The organism is Mycobacterium marinum, assembly GCF_003391395.1.
Classification (GTDB): Bacteria; Actinomycetota; Actinomycetes; order Mycobacteriales; family Mycobacteriaceae; genus Mycobacterium; species Mycobacterium marinum.
The window spans coordinates 781,291-796,746 of the sequence record NZ_CP024190.1 but is presented as its reverse complement, the minus strand read 5'-3'; the positions used below and the strand labels follow the sequence as shown (position 1 = coordinate 796,746).

The following is a 15,456-nucleotide window of genomic DNA, read 5'->3' as shown; positions in this document are numbered from 1 at the left end:
GGTGGACTCGGGTGTGCGATCCGGGCGTAAAAATCCGGGAACCGTATCCCTGCCGGCACCTTCGAAGCCGCACACGCGCAGTCAAACTCGCTACGGCACGGCCGATCTGCGCTCATCCAGGGCAGCGCTGACCCGGCGCAGGATATCGACGCGGCGGTCCTCGGCCACCACCCGTATGACGATCCACCCCATCCGCTCGAGCATTTCACCGCGCCGAATGTCTTTGACGTACTGCTGGCGGTCGCTGCGATGGTGATCGCCGTCGTATTCGACGGCCACCATGTACCGCTCCCACCCCATGTCGAGATACGCGACGGGCACACCGTTGACGCCCAGCACGGGCAGCTGAGTCTGAGGGCGAGGGAGTCCGGCGTCGATCAGGAACAGCCTCAGATAGCTCTCTCGCGGCGACTGTGCTCCCGGGTCGACCAATTCCAGCGCGGACTCCAGTTGCCGCAATCCACGAGTTCCGCGGTGGTTTCTGGCGACCTGCAGCACATCGGCCACCGTGAACCCGGTTGCGCGCGCCAGCGCGTCCAGCCGTGCCACCGCCGAACGCATGGCTCCGCGGCGGCCGATGTCGAAAGCGGTGCGCTCGGCCGTGGTGACCGAGTACCCGCCCAGGAACTGAGTTTCGCCATCGATCAGCACGTCGCGGCGGGTCAGCACGCCACGAGGTGGGCGGGAGCGAGCGCAGATCAGCTCAACCGGGACGTCCTCGGGAATCCACTTCGCGCCGTGCAACGCCGCTGCCGCCGCACCGCCGACCGTCGCCGAACCGCGCGACCACAGCCAGGCGGCGGCAATCCTGCTCTGCAGGCACGGGTGCACCCGGGCGGACAGATAAACGTTCGGCAGGACCGGCCGGTACCGGGTCCGCAATTGATGGCGCGTAACCGCTCCACACGCCAGTGCCTTACTGCCGATAAACGGAGCTTCCAAATCACACATGACGCGAAGACTCGCACGCCAACCGCGTTCGGCGTCTTCGTCTTTGCACAGGTTCGGCATCGAGCGTGCGCTGTGGGCTTCGGGCGTGCGCCGACGGCGCCATGGCTGGGCAGATTCCGCCCGACAGGCACGCTCAAAGCCCTGGGCGCACGTTCACAGTTCTCCCGCGCTCGGCTTCCTATACGGCGACCAACACCGAGCAGCAATGCCGGGCAATGGCCAGTTCTTCGTTGGTCGGTATCACCAAAACGGTGACCGGCGAGTCGTCGGCGGAGATCCGGCGCGCGCCACCGGACGGGCAGGCGTTGCGCCGCTCATCCAGGCTGATCCCTAGTTCGGCCATCCCGGCCAGGGTGTCTCGGCGCACCGCCGCGTCGTGCTCGCCGATCCCGGCGGTAAAGCTCACCACGTCGGTGTGGCCCAGCACCGCCAGGTAAGCGCCAACGTACTTGCGCAGCCGGTGAATGAAGACGTCGTAAGCCAATTCAGCCGCCGGGTCGCCGTCGTCGATCATTGCCCTCAGCCGGCGAAAGTCCCGCTCGCCTGCCAACCCCAACATCCCGGACCGGTGGTTGAGCATTGATTCGATCTCATCAACACCCAACTTTGCGGTGCGCCAAAGGTATCCAATAACCCCGGGGTCCAAGTCACCACTGCGGGTGCCCATCACCAAACCCTCCAGCGGCGTCAGACCCATCGACGTCTCCACCGGCCGTCCTCCCGCAACCGCTGAAGCCGACGCGCCGTTACCCAGATGCAGCACAATCTGATTCAGATCACCAATAGGCTTGCCCAGGAATTCCGCGGCCTGTTGGCTGACGTACTCATGGGATGTCCCGTGGAAGCCATAGCGGCGAATTTTCCAGACGTCCGCCAACTCGCGATCGATGGCGTAGGTGGCCGCCGCGGGCGGGAGCTGGTGAAAGAAGGCGGTGTCGAAGACCGCGATGTGCGGGACGTCGGGCAGCAACGCACGCGCCACCCTGATGCACAACACCGCGGGCGGATTGTGCAGCGGGGCCAGCGGCGATAGCTCATCGAGCTTGCCGATCACCGCATCGTTGAGCAACGTCGGTTCGTAAAAGTCCTTGCCGCCGTGCACTACCCGATGACCCACCGCGACCAGGCCGCAGGACTGAAGGTCGATGTCGTCTTCGGCCAAGATCTCGAACACTCGGCGCAGGGCCGCGTCGTGGTCGGGCACCGATGACGATTCTTCGCCGATGCGCTCGATGTTTCCGGTCGCCCGTGACATACCGGAATCGGGTTCGACGAGCTGAAACTTAAGGGATGAGGATCCAGAGTTGAGGACCAGCACAACACGATTCGGACGGCTAGCGCTCATGAACACCCTGAGCTTGAATTGCGGTGATAGCGACGGTGTTGACAATGTCCTCCACCAGAGCACCCCGGGACAAGTCGTTGACCGGCTTGCGCAGGCCCTGCAGTACCGGGCCGATCGCCACCGCACCGGCGCTGCGCTGCACCGCCTTATAGGTGTTGTTGCCGGTGTTGAGATCCGGGAAGATCAGCACCGTCGCCCGGCCGGCAACCGCAGAATCGCGCATTTTGGTAGCCGCGACCGACAGGTCCACCGCGGCGTCGTACTGTATGGGGCCTTCCACCATTAGCTGCGGATCCCTTTCGCGCACTAGTTCGGTTGCCGCTCTTACCTTGTCGACGTCCGCCCCGGATCCTGATGCGCCGGTGGAGTAGGAGAGCATGGCCACTCGCGGCTCGACGCCGAACTGCGCGGCGGTGCGCGCCGAACAGACAGCGATATCGGCCAGCTCCTCGACGGTCGGGTTCGGGATGATCGCGCAGTCACCGTAGGCCAGCACCCGATCGGGCAGGCACATCAAGAAAATGCTGGAGACGGTGGACACGCCCGGAACGGTTCTGATGATCTGCAGCGCGGGGCGAACCGTGTGGGCCGTGGTATGTGCGGCGCCGGAAACCATGCCGTCGGCCATGCCGTTGTATACCAGCATGGTACCGAAATAGGTTGCGTCATTCATGATCTCGCGGGCCTGCTCGTGGGTGATCCCCTTGGCCTTACGCAGCTGCGCATACTGATCGGCGAACTCGTTGCACAAGCTACTGGTACGCGGGTCGATCACCGTGGCGCTATCCAGGCTGACTCCGAGTTCAGCCGCACGCAAACGGATTTCGGCCTCGTCACCGAGAATGGTCAAATCGGCAACGTTGCGCTGCAATAGCCGCCCAGCGGATTTGAGAATCCGGTCGTCTTCACCTTCGGGCAAGACGATGCGCTGGCGATCCGAACGCGCCTGCTGCTGCACGCGGTACATGAACATCTGCGGTGTGGTGACCGTCGGAATCGGGATCGCAAGCTTCGCCAACAGATCCTCGATGTCAACGTAGCGGTCCATCAATCCCAGAGCGGTGTCGATCTTGCGCTGCGACGTCGCCTTGACCCGGCCGCGAGCCGTCGCGGCAGCGCTGGCGGTGTCAAAGGTGCCCAGATCGGTTCCGATGATGGGCAGTCGCAGCCGCAGCCCGGCGACCAGCGAGGCGATCGACGGGTGCAACTCGAACCCGCCGTTGAGGACGATGCAGGAAAGCGATGGAAAGCCCTCGGCCGCATGGGCACTGGCCACGGCGAGCACCACATCGGAGCGGTCACCGGGAGTTATCACGGCCATGCCGTCGCGCAGCCGCTCCAGCACATGATCGGCGGTCATCCCGGCGACCAGCAGGCTGGTGACCTCCCGGCCCCACAGCGAGGTATCGCCACTGATCGGTGTTCCGTTGACGGACTTCTCCAACTCGGACACCGTCGGCGCGGACAACAACTGTTCTTCGGGCAGCACATAGCTGGGCGGGGCGAAGGCCCGCAACGCATCACCGACGGCCGCCAACTGCGCAGGCTCACATCGGTTGGCCACTATGGCCGCGGTGTGGGCGTGCTGTGCGGCCAGCTCGGCCAGACACACCGCGACGACTCCGGAGACCTGATCCGCGTCACGGCCTTTTGCGCTCACGGCCAGCAGCACCGGGGCTCCGAGGTTGACCGCGATGCGCGCGTTGACCGACAGCTCGGTGGGCGTGGTGACGTCGGTGTAGTCGCTGCCGACGATCACCACCGCGTCGCACGCATCGGCCATCGCGTGGTAGGCGGCGACGATGTCCGCTATCGCGGCTTCGAGGTCGTCGTGCAGCTGTTGGTAGGTGACGCCGACGCATTGCTCGTAGGACAGTCCGGCAGTGGTCTGCTCCAGCAGCAATTCGAGAATGTAGTCACGCCGCTCGCCGCGGCGGGTGATCGGCCGGAACACACCGACCTTGGCCACGGTGGCGGCCAATCTGTGCAGGATACCCAGGGCAATGGTTGACTTGCCGCTCTCCGGTTCCGGGGCGGCGATGTATATGCCGGTGGCGCCCGAGCCGGTCGACACCTGTTGGTCAGCCAAGTCGCCGCAATCTGGGGGCCAGGTCCTTCTCGAACAGTTCCAGGAACCGGAGCTGGTCGTGGCCGGGCGCGTGCAACACCAGATGGTTCAGACCCCAGGCCACGTACTGGCCGACCTTCTCGACGGCTTCGTCGGGGTCCGAGGCCACGATCCAACGCTTGGCGATCTGCTCGATGGGCAGCGCTTCGGCGGCCGCCTCCATCTCGATCGGGTCCCCGATGCTGCGCTTCTGCTCGGCGCTCAGCGACAGCGGCGCCCAGAACCGAGTGTTGTTCAAGGCCAGCTCGGGATCGGGATCGTAGGAGATCTTGATTTCGATCATCTTGTCGATGTCGTCGATATTGCGGTTGTTGATCGCGGCGCCTTCGCGGACCGCTGGCATCAGCTTCTCGCTGTAGAGCTCCTCGCCCTTGCCGGAGGTGCAGATAAAACCGTCGCCGGCACGGCCCGCATACTTGGCCACCGCCGGACCGCCCGCGGCGATGTAGACCGGCACTCCCCCTTCCGGCACGTCGTAGATCGAAGCCCCTCGGAGCCGGTAGTACTCGCCGTCGAAGTCCACGCGGTCGCCACGCCACAGTTCGCGCATCAACCGCACCGATTCGCGTAGCCGGGCGAATCGCTCCTTGAATTCGGGCCAGACACCCTGGTAGCCGGTGGCAACCTCGTTCAGCGCCTCACCGGTACCCACTCCGAGAAAGATCCGGTCCGGGTAGAGACAGCCCATGGTGGCAAACGCCTGGGCGATGACGGCGGGGTTGTAGCGGAAGGTGGGGGTCAACACCGAGGTCCCCAGCTGCAGCCGTTTGGTCCGCTCGCCCACCGCGGTCATCCAGGCCAGCGAGAACGGGGCGTGCCCACCTTCGTGACGCCACGGCTGAAAGTGGTCGCTGACGGTGGCGCTGTCCATGCCGTGCGCTTCGGCGGCCACGGCAAGCTCGACGAGCTCACGCGGCGCAAATTGTTCGGCCGATGCCTTGTATCCGAGTTTCAGTTCAGCCACTAGTTCTTTCTACTCCTAGGCCCTCGGCCTAGGAGTAGGCCCTCGGTCGCAACCCGCCGCGCCCGGCTCCGCCGCGCTCGCGATCGCTCCACGCCCTCGGTCGCAACCCGCCGCGCCCGTCCTACACTCGCGGGCATGCCCCACCAGCGCACGGAGCTCGTCCAGGTCACCGACAAGGTCCATCTCGCCCAAGGACCCGCGGTCAACTGGGTGCTGGTCACCGACGAGACCGGTGTCATGCTGATCGATGCCGGCTATCCGGGCGACCGCAACAACGTGCTGACGTCGCTGCACACGCTGGGCTACGGCCCCGGCGACGTACGCGCGATCCTGCTGACTCACGCCCACATCGATCACCTGGGCACCGCGATCTGGTTCGCCGCCCAGCACGGCACCCCGGTGTACTGCGATGCCAACGAAGTCGGTCACGCCAAGCGTGAGTACCACGAGAGCGCCTCACCGCTCGACGTCGTGTTGCGCAGTTGGCGCCCGCGCACCGCGTTGTGGGGCATTCATCTGGTGTTCAGGGGCGGCCTACGCCGCGCCGGCGTTCCGAGCACGCAGGCCCTGAGCGCCGAAGTGGCTGCGGCCCTGCCAGGTCACCCGATACCCATTCCCACGCCGGGTCACACCAGCGGACATTGCTCATATCTGGTCGACGGCGTACTAGCCAGCGGCGACGCACTGATCACCGGTCATCCCATGCTGCGCCATCGGGGGCCCCAACTGCTACCGGCGGTGTTCAGCAAGGTCCAGGAAAGGTGCATCCGCAGCCTGTCCACGCTGGCCCAGTTGGAAGCAGACACCTTGGCGCCCGGCCATGGGAGCCTCTGGCGCGGGCCAATTCGGTTGGCCACAGAGGAGGCCTGGGCTCGCGCCCAGCGCTGAGCCAGCGTCTGCGATCACGCCCTTTACCCGGCGCGGATCAATCCAGAAATCCACCCGTGAAGCGCCGTCGTTGTCGCATCACTGGATGTGGTGATCATGTCGAAATGATCACCGGGGACTTCAACCACAGAGTAGGAAGCCTCTGCGGTGGCGACTCGCCAGCGATTGATCCGTTCTTCGCGCACCCGCTCGCAGGCAGCTGTTTCGTCCATCGCGATCATGTTGAGCAGCGGAACAGCCGACGCGACGGGTTCCCAGGTACCAAAGAGCGCGGCGTAGCTTGCGGCAGCAGTCAACCGGGTCGCATTCAGTTGATCCAGCTCGCGGGCCATGCTGGTCACCCGCCGGGAAAAGAGGGCTCCCGTTTCGTTGACGCCGACCTGATCGGGGTTGTCGGCGTTCACGATCTGGCTCGGCAGATAGGTGTCGATGAGGGCGACTCCGAGCGGCTTCCGTTGGTGTCGCTCGGCCAGATAGGAACCGAGGGCATGGGCCAACACCCCACCCGAGGAATAGCCGGCCAGCACCAAATGCGGATGGTCGCCCACGGCATGAAGGATTGCCTGGGCGGCGCCTTCGAGAACCACCTCACGGTCTTGGGGCAACGCGTCGTCGGGATCAAAACCAGGTAGCGAAAGAGCGTGGACTGAATGGCGGCCCGCCATCGCACGCGCAACATCGAGATACGCATGCGGACTGGACAGGACTGTCAAGGTGGGCAGGCACACCACGGCCACATCCGATCCGCCGCCCGCTAGTAGAACGACCTCTTTCCACTCCCGCTTTGGGACCGGCGTGGTCATCCGCTCGCGGCCGTTGGCCGCCAGCGCGACGATCTTCCAGCCGTCATCATCCCGACCCGCGTCGCACGTTTGAAGAAACAGGTCAGTGAGCGCATCGACTCGATCGAGTTCTGGCGTTGCACCGGTGGGGTTTTGGTGGTGTAGGTGCGATAGCAGGTGATCGGCTAGTTGGGTTGGGGTGGGGTAGTCGAAGGCGGTGGTGGCTGAAAGTGTTACCCCGGTGAGGGTCTTGAGCCGGTTGCGTAACTCGACCGCGCTCAGCGAGGTGAGCCCGGCGTCGCTAAACGCCTGCCCGGCATCGAGCTGGGCTGCCCCGTCACGACCCAACACCGCCGCGGTGTGTTCACACACCATCGCCAGCACCGCCGCCTGCTGCTCGGCGTCGGACAAACCCTGCAACCGGGCGGCAAACCCCTGGCCCACCGCCGCGCCAGCAGCCTCGTGGGCGCCCGGACCGGCCTCATCGGCGAGCACCTGCCCAACACAAACCTGCTGACCCACCCCGAACCGATCGGCCAGCCAAAACCGTTCATGGGCAAAGGCATAGGTCGGCAACCCCACCCGCTGCCCCCCACACCCGGCCAACACCGAAGCCCAATCCACACCCGCACCCCGGACAAACGCCTGCGCCACCGCGCCCACCACAGCGAAAGGCTCGGGCCGATCCTTACGCAACGTCGGCACCGCCACCACCGACGCCTGCGCCAACGACTCCTCGATCAACGACGTCAAACCACCGGCCGGCCCCACCTCCACAAACCGGGTAGCCCCCGCCGAATGCGCGAAAGCCACACTGTCGGCAAAACGCACCGCCTCCCGAATGTGGCGCACCCAATAATCAGCCGACCCGTAATCCTCAGCCACCAACTGACCGGTCACATTCGAGATCACCGGAATAGCCGGCCGCCCCGCATACACCTCATCAGCCACCGCCCGGAACTGCTCGAGCATCGGCTCCATCAACGCCGAATGAAAAGCATGCGACACCGCAAGCCGGCGCACCCGCCGCCCCTGAGCCGCCAACCGATCCGCGATCACACTGACCGCCTCCCGGGCACCGGAAAGCACCACCGACCCCGGACCATTGACCGCGGCCACACTGACCTGCTCACCCAGCAACGGCCGCAGCTCCTGCTCGCCAGCCTGCACCGCATACATCGCCCCACCATCGGGCAACGCCTGCATCAACCGCCCCCGCATCACCACCAACAACGCCGCATCCGCTAAATCCAGCACCCCACTGACATGAGCAGCACTCAACTCCCCCACCGAATGGCCCATCACCAAACCCGGCCGCATCCCCCACGATTCCAACAACCGATACAGCGCCACCTCCACGGCAAACAACGCCGGCTGCGCAAACTCGGTGGTGTTCAACAGCTCCGCGTCAGCACCCCACACCACCTCACGCAACGGACGAGCCAAATGCCGATCCAACTCAGCAACCACCGCATCAAAAGCCGCACCGAAAACCGGATACCCCGCACACAACTCCCGACCCATACCCAGCCACTGCGCACCCTGACCGGGAAACACGAAAACCGTCTTGCCCCCAGGCATCGCCACACCACTAGCCACCCCAACACCCGGACGGCCCTCAACCACCTCAGCCAACCCCGCCAACAACTCATCACGGTCCGCACCGACCACCACCGCCCGATGCTCAAACAACGACCGCGTCGTCACCAACGAATACCCAACATCCCCCGCATCAAGCTCCCGACCAGCCCGCACAAACTCCAACAACCGCCCCGCCTGAGCACCCACCCCCGCCGCCGTCCGCGCCGACACCACCCACGCCAACACACCCGGACCCACCTCAACAACCCGCTCAACAACCCGCTCAACAACCCGCTCAACAGCCTGCTCAACAATCACATGCGCGTTCGTGCCGCTTACCCCGAATGAGGACACCCCAGCCCGCCGCGGCCGCCCCACCACCGCCGGCCACTCGCGGGCCTCGGTAAGCAACTGAACCGTGCCCGGGGACCAGTCCACATGGGCGGAGGGCTGATCGATGTGCAGCGTTGCTGGCAGCAGTTGATGCCGCATCGCTTCGACCATCTTGATCACCCCGGCCACTCCGGCGGCCGCCTGAGAATGACCCATGTTGGACTTGATCGATCCCAGCCACAACGGCGCATCCGGGGTGTGGTCGCGACCATAGGTGGCCAACAGGGCTTGGGCCTCAATGGGATCGCCCAACCTGGTGCCCGTACCGTGGGCTTCCACCACATCGACGTCTGCGCCCGTGATTCCCGCATCCGACAGCGCCGCGGAGATCACTCGCTGCTGGGCGGGCCCACTCGGGGCGGTCAGCCCATTCGAAGCGCCGTCTTGGTTCACCGCCGAACCTGCCAGAATCGCCAGTACCGGCTGGCCGGTGCGGCGGGCGTCACTGAGACGCTGCAGAACCAGCATTCCCGCGCCCTCAGAAAAGCCGGTTCCATCCGCCGCATCGGCGAACGCCTTGCAACGCCCGTCGGTCGCCAGGCCCCGCTGCCGGCTGAAGCCGATGAAAATCGACGGCGTGGCCAGGACGGTGGAGCCACCCGCCAAAGCCAGGTCGCACTCGCCGGCGCGCAGCGAGTTGGCGGCTAGATGCAACGCAACCAACGATGACGAACACGCGGTATCGACCGAGATCGCCGGACCCGCCAAACCCAGGCAATAGGAGATCCGCCCCGAAGCCACGCTGGTGATATGGCCGGTGTCGGCATACCACTGGGCCTGCGAGGTGCCCAAGCCATAGCCATCGCCATAGATGCCGACGAACACGCCGGTGGCGCTACCACGTAGCGCCTGCGGATCGATACCCGCATCTTCCAAGGCTTCCCAGGAGGTTTCGAGCAGCAGGCGCTGCTGGGGATCCATCGCCAACGCCTCGCCTGGGGAGATGCCGAAAAACCCGGGATCGAAGTCGGCCACATCACTGACGAATCCGCCGCGGCGGGTATAGGTCTTGCCCAACGCATCGGGATCGGGGTCGAATAACCGCTCGATATCCCAACCCCGGTCCAGCGGAAATTCGCCGATGACGTCGCCGCCGGAGGCAACCAGCTGCCACAGCTGCGCTGGCGACGAGATGCCGCCCGGGTAACGACAGCCCATCCCGACGATCGCAATCGGCTCGTCGATGCGCACCCGGGTCCGCACCGCCGCCGCTGGTGCGGACCGGTTTTGGTGGTGTAGGTGCGATAGCAGGTGATCGGCTAGTTGGGTTGGGGTGGGGTAGTCGAAGGCGGTGGTGGCTGAAAGTGTTACCCCGGTGAGGGTCTTGAGCCGGTTGCGTAACTCGACCGCGCTCAGCGAGGTGAGCCCGGCGTCGCTAAACGCCTGCCCGGCATCGAGCTGGGCTGCCCCGTCACGACCCAACACCGCCGCGGTGTGTTCACACACCATCGCCAGCACCGCCGCCTGCTGCTCGGCGTCGGACAAACCCTGCAACCGGGCGGCAAACCCCTGGCCCACCGCCGCGCCAGCAGCCTCGTGGGCGCCCGGACCGGCCTCATCGGCGAGCACCTGCCCAACACAAACCTGCTGACCCACCCCGAACCGATCGGCCAGCCAAAACCGTTCATGGGCAAAGGCATAGGTCGGCAACCCCACCCGCTGCCCCCCACACCCGGCCAACACCGAAGCCCAATCCACACCCGCACCCCGGACAAACGCCTGCGCCACCGCGCCCACCACAGCGAAAGGCTCGGGCCGATCCTTACGCAACGTCGGCACCGCCACCACCGACGCCTGCGCCAACGACTCCTCGATCAACGACGTCAAACCACCGGCCGGCCCCACCTCCACAAACCGGGTAGCCCCCGCCGAATGCGCGAAAGCCACACTGTCGGCAAAACGCACCGCCTCCCGAATGTGGCGCACCCAATAATCAGCCGACCCGTAATCCTCAGCCACCAACTGACCGGTCACATTCGAGATCACCGGAATAGCCGGCCGCCCCGCATACACCTCATCAGCCACCGCCCGGAACTGCTCGAGCATCGGCTCCATCAACGCCGAATGAAAAGCATGCGACACCGCAAGCCGGCGCACCCGCCGCCCCTGAGCCGCCAACCGATCCGCGATCACACTGACCGCCTCCCGGGCACCGGAAAGCACCACCGACCCCGGACCATTGACCGCGGCCACACTGACCTGCTCACCCAGCAACGGCCGCAGCTCCTGCTCGCCAGCCTGCACCGCATACATCGCCCCACCATCGGGCAACGCCTGCATCAACCGCCCCCGCATCACCACCAACAACGCCGCATCCGCTAAATCCAGCACCCCACTGACATGAGCAGCACTCAACTCCCCCACCGAATGGCCCATCACCAAACCCGGCCGCATCCCCCACGATTCCAACAACCGATACAGCGCCACCTCCACGGCAAACAACGCCGGCTGCGCAAACTCGGTGGTGTTCAACAGCTCCGCGTCAGCACCCCACACCACCTCACGCAACGGACGAGCCAAATGCCGATCCAACTCAGCAACCACCGCATCAAAAGCCGCACCGAAAACCGGATACCCCGCACACAACTCCCGACCCATACCCAGCCACTGCGCACCCTGACCGGGAAACACGAAAACCGTCTTGCCCCCAGGCATCGCCACACCACTAGCCACCCCAACACCCGGACGGCCCTCAACCACCTCAGCCAACCCCGCCAACAACTCATCACGGTCCGCACCGACCACCACCGCCCGATGCTCAAACAACGACCGCGTCGTCACCAACGAATACCCAACATCCCCCGCATCAAGCTCCCGACCAGCCCGCACAAACTCCAACAACCGCCCCGCCTGAGCACCCACCCCCGCCGCCGTCCGCGCCGACACCACCCACGCCAACACACCCGGACCCACCTCAACAACCCGCTCAACAACCCGCTCAACAACCCGCTCAACAGCCTGCTCAACAATCACATGCGCGTTCGTGCCACCAAAACCGAATGAGGACACCCCAGCCCGCCGCGGCCGCCCCACCACCGCCGGCCACTCCTGAAACTCTTCGACGACCGCAAGTCCCAATTCTGCGAAAGGAATATTGGGGTTCGGAACCTCAAACGCGCCGCTGGGCAACAACTGTCCGCGCTGCAGCATCAAGACGGTCTTTATCAGGCCGGCGATTCCGGCTGCGCCTTCCAGATGCCCGATATTGGGCTTGATGCTGCCAATCATCAGGGGCTTGGCCGCCTGTCGCCCGCGGCCAAAGACTTGGCCTAACGCGTGCGCCTCGATCCTGTCGCCCACCGATGTTCCGGTGCCGTGGGCTTCGACATAGTCGATTTCCGCAGGATCAATGTCGGCACACTTGCAGGCGCTATCAAGAACAGAAATCTGCGCTCTGGGATTGGGGGCCATGATCCCGTTGGACCGGCCATCCTGATTGACTGCCGAACCGGCCAGGACCGCCAGCACGGTTCGCCCGGCACGTCGCGCATCACTGAGACGTTCCAGCACGACAACGCCACACCCCTCACCGCGAACCATTCCGTCGGCTCGCGCGTCGAAAGCGCGGCAGGATCCGGTGGGCGACACCACGCCGGCTTCTTGAAATCCGCGCCATACTTCCGGGGAGATAAGAACGTTTGTTCCCGCCACGACGGCCAGGTCGCATTCCCCAGAAGCCAGGCTCTTGCGCGCCAGGTGTGCCGCGACCAGCGACGATGAGCAAGCCGTGTCGACGACGAGAGACGGCCCGTTCACGTCCAGGAAGTACGAAAGCCTGTTGGCGATGATGCTTGACGATCCACCCGTGTTGTCCCAAATGGTGGGCTTTCGCCCGCCAGGGAACAAGAGCCGCACATAGTCGGTCGACGAGACCCCGACAAATACCCCGGTGTGAGAAAGCTTCAATGTCTTGGGAAGAATCCCCGCGTGCTCCAGCGCGGCCCATGACGTCTCCAGCAGCAAACGCTGTTGCGGATCCATCAGCGCGGCTTCATCCGGCGGAATGTCAAAGAACTTGTTGTCGAATCCTTCGACGTCCTCCAAGAAACAGCCATAGATCGTCTCTTGTTCGTCGCCGAGCCAGTCCGCCGCTGCCGCACCCAACCTGCGAGCCGGATATTCGGTGATTGCCGATTTCTTCTCGGCGAGAAAGTCCCATAGCGGCTCTACTCCGTGGACCTGTCCGGAGAACCTGCATGCCACACCGATCACGGCGATCGGCTCGTTTGTTGGTCCATTGCCCAGCACAGCGCAACCGGTATCGCTGTCTGCAGATCGTTGCGAGCCGTCGCCGCCCAGGACGCTCTTGATCACGTCATGCGCGCTCGGATTGTCCCAAACAGCCAAATCGGGCACGCAAATTCCAAGGACGTCGGAGAGTTCACCGGGGATCGCCAGGACATCAATTGATCCCAGACCTAGATCCCTGAGCGGCAGATCGAGATTGACCTCGGCGGAGTCGCAGCCCGTTCGTGCCGCTATGTAGTGGGTAAACCATTCTTGAAGGGCGTCTGCAGAGTGCAGGCCGTCCGTCACTGCGGCACCTCGAGCTGCTCAAACCCAGCGGACAGATAGCGTTTGGCGCAAGCCGATCGACTGATCTTCCCACTGGTTGTCTTCGGAAGGGCTTGCGGTGGAACAAATAGGAAATCCGCTACGTGTAGACCATGCAGCCGCGACAGTGCCGCCATCGCACGTTTCTTGACCAGCGGCAGCTCGACGCCGGATGAACCGGAGGCGGGGTTGGTCGGTTTTACCTCGGCGACAATCACCAGCCGCTCGCTGCGCTCATCAGCTATCGAAAACGCCGCGACGCGACCTCGGGTAAATTCCTTGACGGTGTTTTCAATATCGTCTGGATAGTGATTGACACCATCCTGAATTATCAAGTCTTTGCTGCGGCCGACTATGTAAAACCCTCCATCCCATTCGAACCCCAAGTCCCCGGTACGAAGCCACGGAGACCGGGGAGTTCCCGCCGACTTGTCACGTATCGTCGCATGAAACTTCTCTTTGTTGAGGGCGTTGTCCACGTTGTGATATCCGCTGGATAGGTTGCCGCCATGGACCCAAATCTCTCCGATGCCCCCGGGGCTCAGTTCGACACAAGACTCGGGATCCACAATCCGCACCAAGGGGTCCGCATCGAGCTTGTGATACCGCACTAATCGCGTCGCATGTTCGGCGTCTGGGCCTTTTAGCTCCGCATGGCCGTTGGCCAGGCTTTGAGCATCGAATTCAGTCGATACCGGCGGGGTCCCAACCTCCGAGATCGCCACGTACACCACCGCTTCAGCCATTCCATAAGACGGCTTTACGACCTCAGGCCTTAGGCCATACCGGCTAAACCGCTCCAGAAAGCTGTCAACAGTATTGGGCTGCACCCTTTCGCCACCGTTGGAAATGGCACTCACATGCGCCAGGTCTATGCCCGACATATCCGCGTCGGAAATTCTACTGGTCGCCAAGTCGAACGCAAAATTCGGCGCTGCGGTGAAAGGCTGATCCTGCTCGGCGACCATCCGCATCCATCGAATCGGCTTGCGAACAAATGCCGCCGGACTCATAAAATAAGACGGACAAGCACAATAAACCGGCATGAATAGGCCAACCATCAGCCCCATGTCATGGTAGAGCGGCAGCCAGGAAACTGTAGAACGCGGAAGACTGACCTCGGTGCCCTTATACGGGAAAGCCGCTTTGGCGATCTGCCGGAAGTTTATCTCAACGTTTTCCAGAGATATTCGCGCGCCGCGGGGATTTCCGGTGGAACCGGAGGTGTACTGCAGATACATCCCCCCTTCAGGGGGCGGAAAGTCGGAAACATCACCGGCGCCGGACGGCGAGACATCCGCCAGCTCAAAGGTATCCAGCGCTATCACAGGAGTGGTCACTGCCAGGCTATATGCGGCCAGCGTGGCCCTAACGGCGTCCTCGTCTTTGGCAGTAGTGAGAACCACGGCGGCCGAGCAGTCGAGCAGGGCGAGGCCGGTGCGCTTGTCCTGCAGACCGCCCTGCGGTTCCGGCAGCGGAACGGGGCACCAGCCAGCGAAAAGTGCGCCGAGGAATCCGACAATATACTCAATCCCCTGCGGAGCGCAGATTGCCGCGAATTTCTGCCGTTCAAGATCGTCATTGAGGCTGTTCAAGTATCTAGCTAAATTGGAGGCACGCACATACACCTGTCGCCAGGTCAGCGTGCTGGTCCGGTCGCCACTTCTCGTGTCGTATTCTGTGAAGACAAAGGCTTCATGGTCAGGCTTGGCTTCCGCGAGTTCGCGTAGCTTGGAAATAAGAGACATGTGGATAAAAGTCCTCCAACTTCTTTCGCCCCCGTTCTGATACCAGAATGCCCCGAACTACCCCCCGGCGAAATGCTCAGAAAGACCACCAACACGATCGCGTCGGCAGGCCCGGAGACGCT

7 protein-coding genes are annotated in these 15,456 nt (G+C 64.0%); 1 reads left to right on the top strand and 6 read right to left on the bottom strand.

Features of this window, described 5'->3' with window-relative positions; all coding sequences use genetic code 11:
- Positions 1–90: 90 nt before the first annotated feature.
- From CCUG20998_RS03320 to fgd, 4 genes are all read right to left on the bottom strand, one after another.
- The gene (locus tag CCUG20998_RS03320) at positions 91–951 is read right to left on the bottom strand and encodes an endonuclease domain-containing protein (protein WP_103654004.1); all 861 of its coding nucleotides are present in this window, start codon (positions 949–951) and stop codon (positions 91–93) included.
- A gap of 178 nt (positions 952–1,129) precedes the next feature.
- Entirely contained in the window at positions 1,130–2,296 is a 1,167-nt protein-coding gene (locus CCUG20998_RS03315) for an acetate kinase (protein WP_012392661.1), read from the bottom strand.
- Positions 2,286–4,370 carry a phosphate acetyltransferase gene (pta, locus tag CCUG20998_RS03310; protein WP_036457206.1) on the bottom strand — a complete coding sequence of 695 codons (2,085 nt, stop codon included), beginning with the start codon at positions 4,368–4,370 and terminating at the stop codon, positions 2,286–2,288. Before pta ends, CCUG20998_RS03315 begins: the two co-directional genes overlap by 11 nt.
- 7 nt (positions 4,371–4,377) lie before the next feature.
- Entirely contained in the window at positions 4,378–5,388 is a 1,011-nt protein-coding gene (gene fgd, locus CCUG20998_RS03305; RefSeq protein WP_020731686.1) for a glucose-6-phosphate dehydrogenase (coenzyme-F420), read from the bottom strand.
- Positions 5,389–5,523: 135 nt separating this feature from the next.
- Between fgd and CCUG20998_RS03300 the strand changes: the two genes are divergently transcribed.
- Entirely contained in the window at positions 5,524–6,276 is a 753-nt protein-coding gene (locus CCUG20998_RS03300) for an MBL fold metallo-hydrolase (RefSeq protein ID WP_020731685.1), read from the top strand.
- 23 nt (positions 6,277–6,299) lie between these two features.
- Here the strand turns inward: CCUG20998_RS03300 and CCUG20998_RS03295 are convergent, their stop codons facing one another.
- Both CCUG20998_RS03295 and CCUG20998_RS03290 read right to left on the bottom strand, forming a co-directional pair.
- Positions 6,300–13,568 (bottom strand): type I polyketide synthase, encoded by a 7,269-nt coding sequence (locus CCUG20998_RS03295; protein ID WP_116269089.1) that lies wholly within the window; start codon positions 13,566–13,568, stop codon positions 6,300–6,302.
- Entirely contained in the window at positions 13,565–15,334 is a 1,770-nt protein-coding gene (locus CCUG20998_RS03290) for an AMP-binding protein (protein ID WP_103653975.1), read from the bottom strand. The genes CCUG20998_RS03295 and CCUG20998_RS03290 overlap by 4 nt, the downstream gene beginning before the upstream one ends.
- Positions 15,335–15,456: the final 122 nt, after the last annotated feature.

Coding starts and splice junctions, on each gene's coding strand:
- CCUG20998_RS03290 (WP_103653975.1), bottom strand. CDS start 15,334: ATGTCTCTTATTTCCAAGCTACGCGAACTCGCGGAAGCCAAGCCTGAC.
- CCUG20998_RS03320 (WP_103654004.1), bottom strand. CDS start 951: ATGTGTGATTTGGAAGCTCCGTTTATCGGCAGTAAGGCACTGGCGTGT.
- CCUG20998_RS03300 (WP_020731685.1), top strand. CDS start 5,524: ATGCCCCACCAGCGCACGGAGCTCGTCCAGGTCACCGACAAGGTCCAT.
- CCUG20998_RS03315 (WP_012392661.1), bottom strand. CDS start 2,296: ATGAGCGCTAGCCGTCCGAATCGTGTTGTGCTGGTCCTCAACTCTGGA.